Origin of the sequence: Roseovarius gaetbuli (genome assembly GCF_900172365.1) — a bacterium.
GTDB lineage: Bacteria > Pseudomonadota > Alphaproteobacteria > Rhodobacterales > Rhodobacteraceae > Roseovarius > Roseovarius gaetbuli.
This window is the reverse complement of the sequence record NZ_FWFJ01000016.1, coordinates 1-17,755: the sequence shown is the minus strand read 5'-3', so window position 1 is coordinate 17,755 and position 17,755 is coordinate 1. Positions and strand designations below refer to the sequence as shown.

Genomic DNA, 17,755 nt, shown 5'->3' with positions numbered 1-17,755 from the left:
GGTCTTTTTCCGGCGCCCGTGTGGGGGCGACAGATGTGGCATGCGATGCGCGAGCGTGGCGTGGTTAGAGCGCGCCGGCGAGGTGCAGGAGCACCAGAATGGCGAACAACGCCGGGATCGCGCTATCGAGTGAACCGGAGGATGCGGTGGCCTCTGCGGCGACCACTTCGGGCGCGACAACCGGATCGGCAAGACCGCTGGCAAGGGCGGGTGCACTCAAAAGGCTCAGGCCAATAATGGCGGCGGTCATGGTCCTTGTCATGGTCAATCCGCAAGTCTGAAAAGTTAGGCAACAATTTTGATCCCAAGGTGCCGTTTCGTCAACTGTTGCTGGTAATTTCGTCGCTCGCGCGCTAGATTGTTTCCATAAAACAAACAATTGAGGCATCAAATGAGCACGCGACGCAGCACAACCGCAAGCCGTCAAGCCAGCGCCAAGGCAAGCCCCCCCGCACCCACGCCAAAAGCGGATCCAGCAGAGAGCATCACTCCCGTTGTCGTTTCGGAAAACATGACCCCTGACGCGGGGCCCGAACTCAAGAAACAAGAGCTTCTGGACAAGGTCGTCACCCGCACAGATGTCAAAAAGAAACTCGCCAAGCCGGTGGTCGAGGCAGTGTTGGAAATTCTCGGCGAAGCTCTGGCGGAAGGTCGTGAGTTGAACCTTCAGCCCCTCGGCAAGGTCAAGCTGAACCGGATCAAGGAAATGGCCAATGCGCGGGTGATCGTCGCCAAGATACGCCAGCCCAAAGCCGGTGGCGCGAGCGTGATCAGCGGGCCGGGTGGCGGCGAGGAAGATCCCATGAAAGATCAGGTTGCACAGGGCGCGGACTGACGCTAGAAACCGGCCACGGCGGGTGATTAGCTCAGTGGTAGAGCGCTTCGTTCACATCGAAGATGTCAGGGGTTCAAATCCCTTATCACCCACCATTTTAACCCCTTTGGTCGCTAAGTGCCCGCACGATTACCCTGCGCGGAGGCCCTGATTGCGTGGCGATCGGGCCTTTTTGCGTGCCTGTGGCGAGAAACGGCGCAGGCGAGGGTGCGCGGGCGTGTAATCCTTATAAGCGTGATTACATACCGCTGATTTTTGAGCTATTTCAGGCCTATGGATATTGTTCTTGTCACCACGATCATCGCATCGCTGTTTCTTGTCATAGCCGCGGCTGATCCGTTGGCGGCGCGGCTGCGCCTTCCTTACAGTGTGATCCTGGCCTGCCTTGGCATGTTGATCGGGGCGGCGGCGATCTTTTTCCTGCGCACGGATATCACCGACGCCCTCAATCCGGTGGCCGAGGCGATTCTGGCGTTGCCGATCCGCTCGAACGTGTTCTTGTACGTGTTCCTGCCGACGCTGTTGTTTCAGGTCACGCTTGGGGTCAACCCGCGCCGGATGCTGGATGACTGGGTGCCGATCCTGGTGCTGGCTGTGGTGGCGGTCGTGGTGGCGACGCTGGCGGTTGGCTATGCGCTTGCCTGGGCAAGTACCTTGCCGATTGCGGCCTGTCTTTTGATCGGCGCGATTGTCAGCACGACCGACCCTTCGGCGGTGGTCGGGATTTTCCGCTCGATCTCGGCGCCGCGGCGGTTGTCGCGGATCATCGAGGGCGAGAGCCTGTTGAATGACGCGGCGGCGATTGCGCTTTTTGGCCTGTTCATGGGCTTTGTTCGCCTCGGCATGCCCGACCCGACGCTCAGCGATGCCCTGGCGCAGTTTCCGGTCCTGATCGCGGGGGGCGCGGTGGTGGGCTGGCTGGCGGCGCGGATCGCGGTCTGGATCATGGCGCTTTTCGCGCGCTACGAGCTGGCCTTGATTTCGGTCTCGGTCGCGCTGCCGTATCTCGCCTATATCGGGGCCGAGCAGAGCGTGGGCGCCTCGGGCGTGATCGCGGTGGTGGCGGCGGGGCTAACGCTTAACCTGACCGGGCCCGCGCGTTTGCCACCCGAGGCCTGGGCCAACCTGCGCGAGGTCTGGAACCTTTTGGCGCATTGGGCCGGGGCGCTTATCTTTATCCTTGCGGCCTTGTTGATCCCGCGCCTTCTGGAAGAGGTGCGGGCGAGCGATTTCATCCTGATCGTGGTGGTGACGCTGGCGGCGATTGCGGCGCGTGCAGTTATCCTGTTCGGCTTGATGCCGCTTTTGTCGGCGGTCAGACTGTCGCCGGTGGTCGAGCGCCCGTATCGCGCGGCGATCCTCTGGGGCGGTTTGCGCGGTGCGGTCACTCTGGCGCTTGCGCTTGCGGTGACCGAGAGTTTCCGCGTCCCGCTTGAGGCCAAGCGGCTGGTCGGCATCCTTGCCACGGGCTTTACCCTGTTTACGCTGTTGGTGCAGGGCACGACCCTGCGGTGGGTGATCGGGCGACTTGGGCTTGACCGGCTGTCGCCGCTGGATTCCGCGCTGAGCAATCAGGTGATCGCGGTGGCGCTTCAGACAGTGCGCGAAGACGTGGCGCGGGTGTCGGAGAATTACGAGCTGACCAAGGAAACCGTGCGCTCTGAGGCCAAGCGGTTTGGCGAGAGGCTTGATGGCGCGGTCAAGGCGGCCGAGGACGATGCGGCCATCTCGGATCGCGACCGGATCACGCTCGGGCTCATTGCGCTTGCGGGGGCCGAGCGCGATACCATTCTGGCACGGTTCCGCGAGCGGGCGATTTCGGCGCGCCTTTCGGAGCAGATCCTGAGCGAGGCGGATCGTTTGATCGAGGCGACGCGCAGTGGCGGGCGCACCGGCTATCAGCGCGCCGCGCGCAAGAGCCTGCGCTATGATCGGGCGTTTCACGCCGCGGTGATCCTCAACAATCGGCTTGGCCTGTCGGGGCCGCTGGCGCGGATGACGGCGGATCGCTTCGAGGTGCTGTTGTCGCAGCGCCTTATCCTGCGCGATCTGAGCGGGTTCATCGACAAGCGCATCCGGCGCATTCACGGGCGTCGGGTGGCTGAATTGCTGCACGAGCTTCAGACCCGGCGCGTCGAGCGTGTCGAAACCGCGCTTGAGGGGCTGCGGCTGCAATATCCCGGCTATGCCGAAGAGCTTGAGCGCCGTTTTATCCGGCGCACCGCGCTGCGCCTTGAGGCGCGCGAATACGAGGCGATGCGCGAAGACGGGTTGATCGGCTCGGAGCTTTATACCTCGCTGGTTCAGGATATAGACACCCGCCGTCTTAAGGCCGAAGAGCGCCCCAAGCTTGATCTTGCGGTGCAAAAGGCGGAGCTGGTGAGCCAGTTCAAGCTGTTTCGCGGGCTTGATGCGCGCAGCCTCAGGCGCCTGACGCGGGCGCTGCGCACGCGCTATGTCAACGAGGAAGAGGTGATCGTGCGCAAGGACGCCGCCGCCAAGAGCGTGTTCTTTGTGGCCTCGGGCGCGGTCGAGCTTGAGAGCGCGAACCAGACCTGGCGGCTTGGTCGGGGTGATATGTTCGGGCAGATGGCGATCCTGATGGAAAAGCCGCGCCGCACCGAAGTGCGCGCGATTGCGCCCTCGACGCTTCTGGTGCTGGATGAGGCGCGCTTTGTGAAGCTGCTCAAGCGCAGCGCGAGCCTGCAAGAGGCGGTGCGCGCCACGGCCGAGAAACGCGGGCTGAGCAAAGAAGCCTATATCATTCCCGATCTGGTAGCGCCCAAGGCCTGAGGCGCGCGGCCCTGCGGCCACGCCAAGGCGGGAATGCGCGCGCATGGGGTTGGCAAGGCCGGGCAGGGCGGCTAAAGCCTGCGCCCAATCAACGGGTGCCCCTGGGTCGTGACCTTGGGCGCTTTTGCGGCGCTAAAATGCGCCGATCCATCGACGATAAAACTGCACAGACATGACAGGGCCGGTTGCGGCGGGCTTGGTCAGGAACGGATTTCACATGATTTCACTTGATGCCTATCGTGGCCAATGGCTGGGAAATATCAGAGGCGACGTCTTGTCGGGACTGGTGGTGGCGCTTGCGCTTATCCCCGAGGCGATTGCCTTTTCGATCATCGCCGGGGTTGACCCCAAGGTCGGGCTTTATGCCAGCTTCTCGATTGCCGTGATCACCGCGATCACCGGCGGGCGGCCGGGCATGATTTCGGCGGCCACGGCGGCCACGGCCGTTCTTATGGTCACGCTGGTGCGCGATTACGGGTTGGAATACCTCTTGGCGGCGACCGTTCTTGCTGGCCTCATTCAAATCGGGGCGGGTATTTTGCGGCTTGGGTTTGTGATGCGCTATGTCTCGAAATCGGTGATGACGGGGTTCGTCAACGCGCTTGCGATCCTTATTTTCATGGCTCAACTGCCCGAACTTGATCCGCGCCTTGTGCCCTGGATCACCTATGTTCTGGTGGCGGCTGGCCTGTGTATCATTTACCTTTTCCCGCTTGTGACCAAGGCCATTCCCTCGCCGCTTGTGACGATCATCGTGCTGACGGCGGTGACGCTGGCGCTTGGGCTTGATGTGCGCACGGTGGGCGATATGGGGGATTTGCCGGATACCTTGCCGATCTTTCTGATTCCCGACATTCCGTTCAACCTTGAGACCCTCAAGATCATTCTTCCCTATTCGATCGCGGTGGCGGTTGTCGGCCTGCTCGAGAGCCTGATGACCCAGAATATCGTTGACGATCTGACCGACACCAAATCGAACCGCAATCAGGAATGCATCGGTCAGGGGCTGGCCAATTCGGCGACCGGCTTTATCGGTGGCATGGCGGGCTGTGCGATGATCGGGCAGTCGATCATCAACGTCAAATCCGGCGGGCGCGGGCGTTTGTCGTCTTTCGTGGCCGGTGTGTGCCTTTTGATCCTCGTGGTCGGGCTTGGCGATATGGTAAGCCGCATCCCGATGGCGGCACTTGTGGCGATCATGATCATGGTCTCGGTCGGCACGTTCAGCTGGTCGTCGGTCAAGGAGCTGCGCACGCATCCGCGCTCGTCCTCGATCGTGATGATCGCGACGGTGGTGATGGTGGTTTACACCCACAACCTTGCGATTGGCGTGCTGGTGGGCGTGCTCTTGTCGGGCATCTTCTTTGCCGGCAAGATCGCGCAATTGTTCCGGGTCACCACCGACATCACAAGCGATGGACGGGTGCGGACCTATCGCGTGGAAGGGCAGCTTTTCTATGGCTCGGTCGAGGATTTCATGAATGCCTTTGACTTCAAAGAGGCGCTTGACCGGGTGGTGATCGACGTGAGCCAGGCGCATATCTGGGATATCTCGTCGGTTCAGGCGCTCGACATGGCGGTCCTTAAATTCCGCCGTGATGGTGCCGAGGTCGAGATTGTCGGTATGAACGAGGCCAGCGAAACCATCGTCGACAAGCTGGCAATTCATGATAAGCCCGGAGCCATAGATACGTTGATGGCGCATTGAGGGGGGATAACCCATGACAGACAAGATCATCGCGCTTGTGGATGGTTCGATTTATTCGGCGTCGGTCTGCGAACACGCCGCCTGGCTTGCGGGGCGCTTGGGCGCGCCGGTCGAGCTTTTGCATGTGCTGGGGCGCCGTGAAAGCGCCGAGAATGCCGATTTGTCGGGTTCGATCCGGCTTGGGGCGCGCACGGCTTTGCTGGAAGAACTGGCGGCGCTGGACGAGCAGCGCGCCAAGCTTGTGGCGCATCGTGGCCGGGCGATCCTTGAGGATGCGCGCGGTATTCTTGAACGCGCCGGGGTGAGCGAGATCACCACCCGGCTGCGCCACGGCGATATCGTGGAAACCGTGGCCGAGGTCGAGGACGATGCGGCGATGATCCTGATCGGCAAACGCGGCGAGGCGGCCGATTTTGCAAAGGGGCATCTGGGATCGAACCTTGAGCGGATCGTGCGCGCCAGCCACAAGCCCGTTGTCGTGGCCGCGCGCGCATTCGAGCCGATTGAAAAGGTGCTTGTCGCCTATGACGGTGGCATCTCTGCGATGAAAGCGGTGGATCAGATCGCCCGCAGCCCGGTTTTCGCGGGGCTCTCGGTGCATGTGGTCACCGTCGGCACGGCCACGCCCGAGGTCAAGAAAGGCCTTGAGAATGCCCGCGCCCTGCTTGAGGCGGCCGGTATCAAGGCCGAGACCGGCGTTGTCTCGGGCCAGCCGGACGCGGCGCTTGGCAAGCTGGTGGAAGAGGCGGATTTTGACATGCTGGTGATGGGCGCCTATGGCCATAGCCGCATTCGCAGCCTGATTATCGGCTCGACCACCACGGCGATGATCCGATCCTGCAAGGTTCCGGTGGTTTTGATGCGCTGAATGCGCGTTTGACGGATGAATTCAAAAGGATTTGCAGGAAGGTGAACAAAGCCTCTTGCACTGGGCGGCGGGCTTGGCTAAGACGCCCGCAATCGGGTGATTAGCTCAGTTGGTAGAGCGCTTCGTTTACACCGAAGATGTCGGGAGTTCGAGCCTCTCATCACCCACCATTCCCCCCCTTTCAAGAACCGCAAGTGACCGCTGGCCCGCGCGCAAGGGCGGCGTCTCGCCTACGCCTCATCGCGCCCTGCGTCGTCACGACCGCGATCGAATTGTTTGAGATGGGGAAACGGCGGCAGCCAGGCCTCGTGCCGGATGACCCAGCTTTCGTAGGTCGGCGTCAGTTGGTCGGGGGCATCGAGCGCGCCCAGATGAACCTCTATTTCGTTGCCGCTTTGGGCGAAAACTGACGATCCGCAGCGCGGGCAGAAAAACCGCCCGGCGTACTCTCGGGGCGCGCCGTCAATTTTCACCGCATCCGCAGGGAAGACGGCCGCAGCGTAAAACAGTGCGCCATGATGTTTGCGGCAATCAAGGCAGTGGCAGAGCCCAACCCGGTAGGGGCGCCCCGAGGCCAGAAATCGAACATCGCCACAGGTGCAACCGCCCGCGAATTGGTCCATGACTGGTCTCCGATCGATGCAATTGAGCGAAAAACTATGCGCAATTGAGCGGGACGTCCATGGTTTCGGATGCCCAATGGCGGATCGCGTAGATCGAGTATGGGCGTTTTGCCGAGACAGGGATAAGATCGTGCCATGGCCCTGGTCTTTTGCAACACTGAAACGAGGGAATAGATGAAGGTTGATAAACGTCATGGAGCGCCTGCCCGTTGTGATCGACGGGAGCGCAAGCCGCTGATCCGGCAGTGGGCGCGTGACAGGTTTCATGTCCTGCGCGATGGGTGACCCGGCGGTGCAGCGCGAGGCTATCATCCCGCAAGGCGCGGCCTTTTTTGCAATCAAAGAGGTCCGCCCGGTCCGCCACTTTGCCTTTCACCTGCTGCCCTATTTCACGCTTCTGGCGTTTAGCGCGGCGCTTGATCCGTTGCGGATCGCCAACCAGTTGGCACAGCGGCCGCTTTATCGCTGGACCGTCACCTCTTGCGATGGCGGGCCCGCGGCAAGTTCTTGCGGGATGTCGGTCAATGTCGACCAATCGCTAGGCCCGTTTTCGCGCGAAACCGATCTTGTGGTCTGTGGCGGGACCGTGCGCGTCGGGGCCGGGGCAAAGGACCTGCTTGGCCTTTTGCGCCAGCACGCCCGGTTCGGGGGCCGCGTCGGCGGCATTTGCACCGGTGCAATTGCCCTGGCGCAGGCCGGTCTCTTGAAGGGGCGGCGCGCGACCCTGCACTGGGAGAATCAGCCCGCCTTTCAGGAGACATTTCCCGACATTGAGGTGACGCAGAACGCCTATGAGGTGGATGGCACGATCTTTACCTGTGGCGGTGGTGTCGGGACGACCGATATGATGCTTGAGCAGATCGAGGCCGACTATGGCGGGGCGTTTGCCGGTCTCGTGGCGGACATGTGTCTTTACAGCCAACGGCGCAGTGACCACGCACCGCAACGCGCATCGGTGAGCACGGGAATCGAGACCCGAAACCCCTTTCTTGTGCGCGCGATCAAGGCGATGCAGTCGCAGATCGAGGCACCGCCCACGATGGAGGAATTGGCCGATGCGGCAGGATGCTCTCGCCGCCAGATGGAGCGTTTGTTCGTCAAATACCTTGGCAAATCGCCCTATCGGTTCTTTCGTGATCTAAGGCTTGATCACGCGCGCGGTCTTTTGCGCGAGACGGATTTGAAGGTGAGCGAAGTTGCCGTGGCATCGGGTTTCACGTCGACGATGGTTTTCACAAAGAGTTTCCGCGCGCGATTTGGCCGATCACCCAAGCAGAGCCGGAGCGCGCCATGAGGTGTGCGATGAGGTTGGCGCTTTCGATTGCGGCGCGCGGCCTGACATTGCAGGTTTGCGCCCTTGAGGCATGCCATGGGGGATCATCATGACCGGAGCTGACGAGGAGGGGGCCGCGCCTGTCACCCGGATCGAGGCCTATGCCTATCGGGTGCCGATAGAGGTGCCGGTGGCGACTTCCTTTGGCGTCATGCGCGACCGTCCGGCGGTGTTTGTGCGCGTCGAGGATCACGATGGCTGTTTTGGCTGGGGCGAGGTGTTTGCCAATTGGCCTGCTGCCGGTGCCGAGCATCGCGTCGCCCTGATCGAGCGCGATATCGCGGGGTTGGTGCTTGGCCAGAGGGCCGCAGACCCCGAGGCCCTGTTTCACCGGCTTAGTGCCCAGACCCGCATTCGCGCGGTGCAATGCGGCGAACCGGGCCCGTTTGATCAGGCGATTGCGGGGCTTGATATCGCGCTTTGGGATCTTGTGGCGCGGCGTGCCGGTCGACCCTTGCGCGAGATGTTGCGCAAGGGGGCCCCCGCGTCGGTGCCGACCTATGCCAGCGGCATCGCGATTGACGCGGCAGACCGGTTGATCCCCGCCGCGCAGGAGGCCGGGTTTGGCGCGTTCAAGGTCAAGGTCGGCTTTGCGCAGGGCGATGCGCAAAAGCTGTTGGCGGTGGCGGCATCCCTGCCCAAGGGCATGGTGCTGTGCGCGGATGCCAATCAGGCCTGGGACTTGCCGCAGGCGCGGGCCTTCGTAAAGGCGGTCGCCGGGGCAGGGCTTGGCTGGTTGGAAGAGCCCTTGCCGGTCTTCGCGCCGCAAGAAGAGTGGCAGGAGCTTGCGCGCGCGGCGGATATGCCCTTGGCGGGCGGTGAAAATATCGTGGGGCAGGCGGCGTTTGACGCGGCATCGGCGGCGGGGGCCTTGCAGGTGATTCAGCCCGATGTGGTGAAATGGGGCGGGATAAGCGGCTGTTTTGCGGTGGCAAAGCGGGCTTTGGCGCAGGGGCGGCGTTATTGCCCGCATTTCCTGGGCGGCGGGATAGGGCTTGCGGCCTCGGGGGCGGTCCTCGCGGCGGTTGGCGGGGATGGCATGCTTGAGGTGGATGTGAACCCCAACCCGTTGCGCAGCGCGTTTGACGGGATGGGGGGCGTTTGCGAGGGCGGAGAATGGCGTGCGAGTGATGCTCCGGGGCTTGGAATCGAGGCGCTTCCAGAGGGGCTTGGGCGTTACCTGACGGCGAGCGCCGAGTGTCATTAACCGGGGGGAAATGGGAACTTGCCGGGAAAGTTGAATTTTCCTGTTGCGGGCGCTTGACGGGGGCGCAGGCCCGCCGTAAGAAGCGCAACACGCCTGAGGGATTGGGCGAGCAGTGAGCGGTTGTAGCTCAGTTGGTTAGAGTACCGGCCTGTCACGCCGGGGGTCGCGGGTTCGAGTCCCGTCAACCGCGCCACCGCTGCCTTTTATCCCTCGGACGTAAGATGCGCGGTTGTAGCTCAGTTGGTTAGAGTACCGGCCTGTCACGCCGGGGGTCGCGGGTTCGAGTCCCGTCAACCGCGCCATTTTTTCCTTTGTTTTTAAAGACCATCAAGCGCTGCGTGTGACGCAGGGTTTGGATTTGAGTATTTATGGAACGATGAAAACCTAGGGTGCCAAAAAGGCACGCAGGGCGGCGAGCGTTGCGTTCGGCGTCGTGTCGGGAAAGAAATGCCCGCCGGGAATGGTGGCGCTCTGCATTTGGCTGCATTTTTGCGCCCATGTGGCGGGCACGTCATAGGCCCGCGCCATGGCGCCATCGGCGCCGTAGAGGATGAGCGTCGGGCAGACGATGCGCGCGTCGAGATCGGCGGCGTCATCGGCGAAGTCATGCGACAGAGCGGAGCGGTAGTCGTTGCACATGCCGCGAATCGTGTCGGGATCGCGCCACGCGCGGCGATAGTGATCAAGCAGGGCCGCGTCGAAATCCGTGAGCTTGGCGCCGCCCCAGCCCAACAGGCAGGCGTGATAAAAGGCGTCGGGGTCATGGGCGATCATGGTGTCCGGGAAGGGCTCTGGCTGGGCTAGAAAGAACCAGTGGTAATAGGCCTGCGCCACATCGGCGCGCAGCTCGGCGAGCAGGGTGTGGGTCGGGACGATATCCATCAGCGTGACGCTTCGCAGGCGGTTTGGGGCGTCAAGCGCAAGGCGATGCGCGACGCGCGCGCCGCGGTCGTGGCCGACGAGGTCAAATGTGGTGTGGCCCAGCTCTGCCATCAGTGCCGTCATGTCGCGGGCCATCTCGCGAAAGGCATAGGCAGCCACGTCTTGTGGCTTGCCCGATTGTCCATAGCCGCGCAGGTCGGGGCAAATGACGCGGTGCGTCTTGCCAAGCTCCGGCGCGATATGTGTCCACATGGCGCGGGTCTGGGGGAAGCCGTGCAGCATCAGCAACGCCGGGCCGGAGCCGCCTTGCGAGAAGGTGATATCGACGCCGTTGGGGGCGAATTTGTGGTCGGTGAAGCCCGGAACTGTCATTTGTGGTCACCTGTAGGGTGGGTGAAACCCACGCTCACCCCGCCAGGGCGTCAAGCACGCGCGCCCAGCTTCGGATGCCTTTGTGAAAGCTTGAGAGGTTATATTTCTCGTTGGGCGAGTGGATCGCATCGTCTTCCTGGGCAAAGCCGATCAGCATGGCGTCGAGCCCGAGGATTTCCTTGAAATACCCCGCAATCGGGATCGAGCCGCCCATGCCGGTAAAGACCGCTTCGCGCGCCCATTCATCCGAAAGCGCCGCGCGGGCCTTTTCAAACTCGGGGCGGTCGATGTTCATCACCGCAGCCGGGGAGCCTTCGAGATCCTGGTCCCAGGCGATTGTAACATCGGGCGACAGCCGGTCCTCGACGTGTTTGCGCACTTTGGCGCGCAGCGCGTCCGGGTCCATGTCGCCGACGAGGCGGCAGGTCAGCTTGCAATGGGCCTTGGACGGGATCACGGTTTTGCTGCCCGCGCCCTGATAGCCGCCCCAGAGGCCGTTGATTTCAAGCGTAGGGCGGGCCCATTGCTGCACAAGGGTGGGATAGGCCTTTTCGCCATGCGGTTGGGTGTAGCCGACCGAGGTGAGATAGGCGTGTTCGTCAAAGCCGCAGGTTTCCCATTGCCGCAGAAGGTCGTCGGGCACCTCGTGGACGCCCTCGTAAAACCCCTCGACCGCGACACGGCCGGTTTCGTCGTGAAAGCTTGTGATCAACCGGCTGATTTCGCGCAGCGGGTTCAGGCCGGGGCCGCCGTAATGCCCGGAATGAAGGTCAATGCGGGGGCCGGTGATGGTGAATTCGTCCTTGAGCATGCCGCGCAGTTGTGAGGCGATCGAGGGCACGCCGGGCGCGACCATCGAGGTGTCGCAGATCAGGGCGATATCGGCCGAAAGTTCGTCGGCGTTTTCGCGCATGAAGGGAATCAGCGAGGGCGAGCCTGATTCTTCCTCGCCTTCAAAGAAAAACGTGATCTTGCAGGGCAAGGCGCCGGTGACATCCTTATAGGCGCGGCAGGCCTCGACAAAGGTCATCAGCTGTCCCTTGTCGTCAGAGGCACCGCGCGCGCGGATCACCTTGCCGTGATCGCTGTCCTGAAGTTGCGGGTCAAACGGGTCGCTGTTCCACAGCTCAAGCGGGTCAACGGGTTGTACATCATAATGACCATAAAACAGCAGGTGTGGCCCGGTGCCATCGCTCGGCCCGTCGATATGGCCCACGACCATAGGGTGACCGGGGGTAGGGCGCTTTTCAGCCTTGACACCAAGGCTTTGCAGGTCGGCCACGAGCCAGTCGGCGGCGTCCTGACAGGCATCGCGGTAGGCCGGGTCGGTCGAGATCGAGGGAATACGCAACAGGCCCATCAACCGCTCGGTGGCGGTCGGTAGCTGGTCGTCAATGCGGGCGAGAACGGCGGAAAGGGACATGGCTGGCCTTTGATGCTGATTTATGCTTTTAGCCGAGGGTAACAGGCCCTGCGGTGCTGTCCAGCGACTTGACACAAGTCAAGGTAGGGGGGGGCGGCATTTTGTAGCCTGTTGCTAGAAGCGGGTGGATTATATATCCATTCGTATTATTGAATAAGTAGCGTGCTACGCTGCTACGGCCCGCAGGGCGCTTTGCAAAAGGCGGGCTGCGGCATCGGTGAGGGAAGGGACTGCCAGTGGATTATTCTGCCAAGCTGGACGACGCAATCGAACGTCTGCATCAGGAAGGGCGCTATCGCACCTTTATTGATATTGAGCGCCGCAATGGCAATTTCCCCCACGCGATCTGGCGCAAGCCCGATGGCAGCGAACAGCCGATCACCGTGTGGTGCGGCAATGACTATCTAGGCATGGGCCAGCATCCCGTTGTTCTTGAGGCGATGCATGAGGCGCTTGATGCCACCGGCGCCGGGTCGGGCGGGACGCGCAATATTTCCGGCACGACGGTTTATCACAAGCGGCTTGAGGCCGAGTTGGCCGATCTGCATGGCAAGGAAGCGGCGCTTTTGTTCACCAGCGCCTATATCGCCAATGACGCCACGCTCAGCACGCTGCCCAAGTTGTTTCCGGGGCTGATCATCTATTCGGATGCCCTGAACCATGCCAGCATGATCGAAGGTGTGCGCCGCAACGGCGGTGCCAAGCGGATTTTCCGTCACAATGACGTTGAGCATCTGCGCGAGTTGCTGGCCGCCGATGATCCCGAGGCGCCCAAGTTGATTGCCTTTGAGAGCATCTATTCGATGGATGGCGATTTTGGCCCGATCGAGGCGATCTGTGATCTTGCGGATGAATTCGGCGCGCTGACCTATATCGACGAAGTGCATGCCGTGGGCATGTACGGCCCACGTGGCGCGGGTATCTGCGAGCGTGATCGGCTGATGCATCGTCTGGACATCATCAACGGCACGCTGGCCAAGGCCTATGGCGTGATGGGCGGCTATATCGCGGCCTCGGCCAAGATGTGTGACGCGGTGCGCTCTTACGCGCCCGGTTTCATCTTTTCGACCTCGCTGGCCCCGACGCTGGCGGCGGGGGCCAGGGCCTCGGTTGCGTTTCTCAAGACCTCCGAGGGCAAAAAACTGCGTGAGCAGCATCAGGCACAGTCGAAAGTTCTCAAGGCCCGTCTCAAGGGATTGGGTTTGCCGATTGTCGATCACGGCTCGCATATCGTGCCGGTGATTGTGGGTGACCCTGTGCATACCAAGAAACTCAGCGATATGTTGCTTGAAGGTTTTGGCATGTATGTGCAGCCGATCAACTTTCCGACCGTGCCACGCGGCACCGAGCGGTTGCGCTTTACACCCTCGCCGGTGCATGGCTCTGACGAGATGGATGCGCTGGTAAATGCGATGGACGAACTCTGGAGCCACTGTGCGCTGAATCGCGCCGAGATGGCTGGTTAATGCCGTAAAACGTGCAATAGCGCTTGCTCTGTGTTAAGGTTGCGTAAAGAAAAGTGCAAAGCTCGAATCGGGACGTTCGGGAAAACGCATTAGGTAACCAAAGAGGCAGTGAGCGCATGATTGGGCGGCGGTTTACACGCACAGCCGAGATCAAAGACGTCGAGGCCCGTGGCTTTGACGCATTTGAGTTGCGGCTTGGTGACCTCATGCGGGGTGAGCGTGCCACGCTTGGCAAATCCCTTCTTGATGTAGAACGCGAACTTCGGATCAAGGCGACCTATGTGGCCGCGATTGAAAATGCCGACCCCACAGCCTTTGATACCCCCGGATTTATTCCCGGTTACGTGCGCTCTTATGCGCGCTACCTTGGCATGGACCCGGATCAGGCGTTCAAGGCGTTTTGTGCGGAATCCGGCTTTTCGATTGCCCATGGCATGTCCGCCGAGGCGTCGTCGATCCGCAAGACGGGCACCTCTGCCGTGCGTGTCACGGCCAAGTCATCCGACCCGCTGATTTCTCCCAACGCGCCGTTTCTGCCGGCGACGGACACCTTTTTGTCGCGGATCGAGCCGGGCGCAATCGGCTCTGCCTTTGTGCTTGTGGCGCTGATCGGGGCGATTGGCTATGGCGGGTGGAGCGTGCTCAACCAGGTGCAGCAGGTTCAGTTGGCGCCAGTTGAAAATACCCCCATCGTGCTGGCCGATCTCGATCCGCTGACAAGCGCGGGCTCTGTCAGTGATCCGTCTGCGACGGCGACGGCAGAGGCCTCTGGTGTGTTCCAGCCGCCGCGCGATGAGCGGTTGAGCCGTCTTTATCGCCCCAAGGCGCTTGATGTGCCTGTGATGGTGGCCCGCGATGCACCGATTTCGACGCTGAACCCGGCCGAAGTGGGTACGATGAGCCCCGGCACGCCGAGCGCGGATCGCGACAGCGGCTTTGCCGTGGCGCAGCTTGATGAGGTGAGCGGTGTCACCCAGAACCGGCCACAGGTTGTGGCCGACGATATGCCCGACGTGCGCCTTGTGGCGGTCAGGGCGGCCTGGGTCAGGGTGCGCGCAGCGGATGGCAGCGTGATCTATGAGGGCATCCTGAACGCCGGCGAAAGCTATGATGTGCCCGCCACGCAAGAGCCGCCGACCCTGCGGGTGGGCGAATCGGGGGCGGTTTATTTCGCGGTTAACGGCGAGCATTACGGCCCCGCCGGTCCGCGTGGGTCCGTGACCTCTGGTCTGGCGCTGACGCCGTCAGAGCTTCAGGGGCGCTATGCCGTGGCCGATATCAACGCGGATCAGGATTTGATGCGCTATGTCGCCGAATTGCAGTTGGCCCCGGCCAGCCCCGCGCTTGCGGCGCAGGACTAACGCGGTTTCCCATGAGTGATGGCGATGTGCGGACAGATTGCGAATTGGTGCGGCGCGCGATAGTCATGGGGTAGGATTTCACATGATTTGACGGGGCTTTCGCGATGTCGCTGAACCATATCCGCCCATGGCGCAATATTTACCGCCGTAAAAGCAGACAGATCATGGTGGGCAATGTGCCCGTCGGGGGCGATGCGCCGATCACGGTGCAGACGATGACCAACACGCTGACCACCGATGTGGCGGGCACCGTGGCACAGGTTCAGGCGGCGGCGGATGCCGGGGCCGACATCGTGCGGATTTCCGTGCCGGACGAGGCCAGTTCAAAGGCGCTGAAAGAGATCGTGCGCGAAAGCCCGGTGCCGATCGTGGCCGACATTCATTTTCACTATCGGCGCGGGATTGAGGCTGCCGAAGCGGGGGCCGCCTGTTTGCGGATCAATCCCGGCAATATCGGCAGTGAGGAGCGCGTGCGAGAGGTCATCGCCGCCGCGCGCGATCATGGCTGTTCGATGCGGATCGGGGTCAATGCCGGCAGTCTTGAAAAGCATCTGCTCGACAAATACGGCGAGCCGTGCCCCGACGCGATGGTCGAGAGCGGGTTGGAGCATATCCGCATTTTGCAGGATAACGATTTTCACGAGTTCAAGATTTCGGTGAAGGCCTCGGATGTGTTCATGGCCGCCGCCGCCTATCAGCAGCTTGCAGAAGCAACCGACGCGCCGATCCATCTTGGGATCACCGAGGCCGGGGGGCTAACCAGCGGAACGATCAAATCGGCGATCGGTTTGGGCAATCTGTTGTGGATGGGGATTGGCGATACGATTCGTGTCAGCCTCTCGGCGGACCCGGTGGAAGAGATCAAGGTTGGTTATGAAATCCTGAAATCGCTTGGCCTCAGGCATCGCGGTGTGAATATCATCAGCTGTCCAAGTTGCGCGCGTCAGGGCTTTGACGTGATCAAGACGGTCGAGGCGCTAGAACAGCGCCTTGAACATATCAAGACGCCGATGAGCCTTAGCATTATCGGTTGTGTGGTGAATGGCCCCGGCGAGGCGTTGATGACCGATGTCGGCTTTACCGGCGGCGGGGCAGGCAATGGCATGGTCTATCTTGCGGGTAAGCAAAGCCACCGGATGGATAATGCGCAGATGGTCGAGCATATCGTCGAGCAGGTCGAAAAGCGCGCCGCCGAGATCGAGGCGGAAACCGCCGCGCAGGACGCGGCCGAGTAGAGCCTAGAGCATGTTGTTCAAAAGTGGGAACCGGTTTTGAGCTTATCGAACATGCGAAATCAATACTTAGAGCATGTCACGTGAATTCGAATGAAGGCGACATGCTCTAAAACCGCTCGGCGCGCAGCACGTCGCAATCGGTGACACAGACCACGCCGATGTGGCGTTCGACCACGTGAAAGGCCGCATCCAGCAGCGCATCAAGACGGTCGGGGCGGATGATACAGGTGACCTGAACCATGCCGCCTGCGCGGCTGACCTGGCCCGAGCGCGACCATTCGCCGGAGCGGCCAGAGCCGCCCAGGACCGGCAGGATGGTATAGCCGGTGACGCCCGCATCGCGAAGGGCATCTGTCAGGCGCGATTGCATAACGCTTTCGATGGTGATTTCCACGCGTTTGGCTTTGTGGGTCTGCATTTGCTTAGCCTCCGGTCGCCATCTGGGCCAGTGCAAGGTAAAGCGGCAGGCCAAGGGTCAGGTTGAAGGGGAAGGTCACGCCAAGCGAGAGCGTGAGGTAAATCGACGGGTTTGCCTCGGGCAGGGCGACACGCATGGCGGCGGGCACGGCAATATAGCTTGCCGAGGCTGCGAGCACCATCATCAGCATCACGCCCCCGGTTGAGAGGCCGATCAGGAGCGCAGCAGCCAGCCCGACCAGAGAGCCGACAACGGGCATCAGCAGGCCAAAACCGACTGCGCCAAGCCCAAGCGTTCCGCGCCCCTGACGCAGGCCGCGCCCGGCCACCAGCCCCATGTCGAGCAGGAACAGGCAGAGCACGCCTTTGAAGGGCGAGACGATGAAGCTGCTGATTTCGGCGAGACCTTCGGGGCCGGTGATCCAGCCGATGAAGAAAGACCCGACCAAGAGGACGATCGAGCCGTTAAGCAGGATTTCACGCCAGAGGGTCGCATCCATCCGCCCCGAGCCCTCGCCGCGCGAGATGAGCCAGAGCGCCGAGAGGATCGCCGGGGCCTCCATCGCGGCGGCGACGGCGACCATATAGCCTTCGGCGGCGATGCCCTGGCTTTCCAGCACAGAGGTGGCCGCGACGAAGGTCACGATCGAGATCGAGCCGTAATGACCGGCCACGGCAGCGGCGTTGAGGCGGTCCATGCCCGACATCATCCGCAACAGGGCGAAAGCGAGAAGCGGCAGCAATGCCGAGAGCAGGATGCCCGCAAGCAGCGCCGCGCCGAGATGAATGTCGACGCCGTGATCCGAGACGCTGACCCCGCCTTTGAAGCCGATGGCGAAGAGGAGGTAGATCGAGAGGGCCTTGGCCGCGGCTTCGGGGATGGAAAGGTCAGAGCGCGCGAGGGCGGCGGCAAGGCCGAGGGCGAAGGACAATACGATCGGGGATAAAAGATTGTCGGCGGCGAGGCTGAGGCTTTCATACATGAGCGTTTTTGTCCCCGAAATGAATTTTGGCGGGTATAGGGCGCGTATCGGAGCGGCACAGCCCCTTGGAGCAATAAATCTATCAACCTGCTCAATGTGTCGCAGTTTTGGTGCCTCCGCCTGTGTAGATATGCCGTTACTCGCGAGACATTTCTTTTAACGTCCCAGATTTGGGAAGAAGGAGATGTTCATGAACAAGGATCAACGCGAGATTGGGCGTAAATTACGGATACTGCGATACGCCGAAGA

Annotated in this window: 15 protein-coding genes and 4 tRNA genes; 13 read left to right on the top strand and 6 right to left on the bottom strand. The window is 61.8% G+C overall.

Features of this window, described 5'->3' with window-relative positions; translation table 11 throughout:
- Window positions 1-64: 64 nt before the first annotated feature.
- Complete coding sequence (locus ROG8370_RS09590; RefSeq protein ID WP_139838095.1) at window positions 65-262, bottom strand: hypothetical protein; 198 nt, start codon at window positions 260-262, stop codon at window positions 65-67.
- A gap of 129 nt (window positions 263-391) precedes the next feature.
- On the opposite strand from ROG8370_RS09590, the gene ROG8370_RS09585 reads away from it, so the two are divergent.
- The 6 genes from ROG8370_RS09585 to ROG8370_RS09560 all read left to right on the top strand — a co-directional run bounded on the left by ROG8370_RS09585 (window position 392) and on the right by ROG8370_RS09560 (window position 6,374).
- Entirely contained in the window at window positions 392-835 is a 444-nt protein-coding gene (locus tag ROG8370_RS09585; RefSeq protein ID WP_085826864.1) for an HU family DNA-binding protein, read from the top strand.
- Window positions 836-855: 20 nt separating this feature from the next.
- Window positions 856-930 (top strand) — tRNA-Val (locus ROG8370_RS09580).
- A gap of 178 nt (window positions 931-1,108) precedes the next feature.
- Window positions 1,109-3,628 (top strand): cation:proton antiporter domain-containing protein, encoded by a 2,520-nt coding sequence (locus ROG8370_RS09575; RefSeq protein ID WP_085826863.1) that lies wholly within the window; start codon window positions 1,109-1,111, stop codon window positions 3,626-3,628.
- Window positions 3,629-3,845: 217 nt separating this feature from the next.
- The gene (locus tag ROG8370_RS09570) at window positions 3,846-5,336 is read left to right on the top strand and encodes a SulP family inorganic anion transporter (protein ID WP_085826913.1); all 1,491 of its coding nucleotides are present in this window, start codon (window positions 3,846-3,848) and stop codon (window positions 5,334-5,336) included.
- Window positions 5,337-5,349: 13 nt separating this feature from the next.
- A complete protein-coding gene (locus tag ROG8370_RS09565; RefSeq protein WP_085826862.1) occupies window positions 5,350-6,204 on the top strand; it encodes a universal stress protein in 855 nt (284 codons plus the stop codon).
- A gap of 94 nt (window positions 6,205-6,298) precedes the next feature.
- Window positions 6,299-6,374, top strand: a tRNA-Val gene (locus tag ROG8370_RS09560).
- A 60-nt stretch (window positions 6,375-6,434) separates the two neighbouring features.
- Here ROG8370_RS09560 and ROG8370_RS09555 read toward each other — a convergent pair.
- The gene (locus ROG8370_RS09555) at window positions 6,435-6,827 is read right to left on the bottom strand and encodes a GFA family protein (RefSeq protein WP_085826861.1); all 393 of its coding nucleotides are present in this window, start codon (window positions 6,825-6,827) and stop codon (window positions 6,435-6,437) included.
- Window positions 6,828-7,080: 253 nt separating this feature from the next.
- Here ROG8370_RS09555 and ROG8370_RS09550 point away from each other — a divergent pair, with 253 nt between their 5' ends.
- From ROG8370_RS09550 to ROG8370_RS09535, 4 genes are all read left to right on the top strand, one after another.
- Window positions 7,081-8,121, top strand: coding sequence for a GlxA family transcriptional regulator (locus ROG8370_RS09550; RefSeq protein ID WP_245827297.1), 1,041 nt, complete (start codon window positions 7,081-7,083; stop codon window positions 8,119-8,121).
- An 88-nt stretch (window positions 8,122-8,209) separates the two neighbouring features.
- The gene (locus tag ROG8370_RS09545) at window positions 8,210-9,367 is read left to right on the top strand and encodes a mandelate racemase/muconate lactonizing enzyme family protein (RefSeq protein WP_085826912.1); all 1,158 of its coding nucleotides are present in this window, start codon (window positions 8,210-8,212) and stop codon (window positions 9,365-9,367) included.
- Window positions 9,368-9,483: 116 nt separating this feature from the next.
- Window positions 9,484-9,560: transfer RNA gene (locus tag ROG8370_RS09540), tRNA-Asp, on the top strand.
- 32 nt (window positions 9,561-9,592) lie between these two features.
- Window positions 9,593-9,669 (top strand) — tRNA-Asp (locus tag ROG8370_RS09535).
- A gap of 82 nt (window positions 9,670-9,751) precedes the next feature.
- Here ROG8370_RS09535 and ROG8370_RS09530 read toward each other — a convergent pair.
- Both ROG8370_RS09530 and ROG8370_RS09525 read right to left on the bottom strand, forming a co-directional pair.
- Window positions 9,752-10,621: an alpha/beta fold hydrolase gene (locus ROG8370_RS09530; protein ID WP_085826859.1), complete on the bottom strand. Its 870-nt coding sequence runs from the start codon at window positions 10,619-10,621 to the stop codon at window positions 9,752-9,754.
- A gap of 34 nt (window positions 10,622-10,655) precedes the next feature.
- The gene (locus ROG8370_RS09525; protein WP_085826858.1) at window positions 10,656-12,044 is read right to left on the bottom strand and encodes a M20/M25/M40 family metallo-hydrolase; all 1,389 of its coding nucleotides are present in this window, start codon (window positions 12,042-12,044) and stop codon (window positions 10,656-10,658) included.
- A gap of 236 nt (window positions 12,045-12,280) precedes the next feature.
- On the opposite strand from ROG8370_RS09525, the gene hemA reads away from it, so the two are divergent.
- From hemA to ispG, 3 genes are all read left to right on the top strand, one after another.
- On the top strand, window positions 12,281-13,510 hold the full coding sequence (gene hemA, locus ROG8370_RS09520) for a 5-aminolevulinate synthase (RefSeq protein WP_085826857.1): 1,230 nt from the start codon (window positions 12,281-12,283) through the stop codon (window positions 13,508-13,510).
- Between the two features lie 116 nt (window positions 13,511-13,626).
- Window positions 13,627-14,871: a helix-turn-helix domain-containing protein gene (locus tag ROG8370_RS09515; protein WP_085826856.1), complete on the top strand. Its 1,245-nt coding sequence runs from the start codon at window positions 13,627-13,629 to the stop codon at window positions 14,869-14,871.
- A 104-nt stretch (window positions 14,872-14,975) separates the two neighbouring features.
- A complete protein-coding gene (gene ispG, locus ROG8370_RS09510; RefSeq protein ID WP_085826855.1) occupies window positions 14,976-16,106 on the top strand; it encodes a flavodoxin-dependent (E)-4-hydroxy-3-methylbut-2-enyl-diphosphate synthase in 1,131 nt (376 codons plus the stop codon).
- Between the two features lie 106 nt (window positions 16,107-16,212).
- Here the strand turns inward: ispG and ROG8370_RS09505 are convergent, their stop codons facing one another.
- On the bottom strand, window positions 16,213-16,524 hold the full coding sequence (locus tag ROG8370_RS09505; RefSeq protein WP_085826854.1) for a P-II family nitrogen regulator: 312 nt from the start codon (window positions 16,522-16,524) through the stop codon (window positions 16,213-16,215).
- Window positions 16,525-16,528: 4 nt separating this feature from the next.
- Window positions 16,529-17,506 carry a sodium-dependent bicarbonate transport family permease gene (locus ROG8370_RS09500; RefSeq protein WP_085826853.1) on the bottom strand — a complete coding sequence of 326 codons (978 nt, stop codon included), beginning with the start codon at window positions 17,504-17,506 and terminating at the stop codon, window positions 16,529-16,531.
- Between the last annotated feature and the right edge of the window lie 249 nt (window positions 17,507-17,755).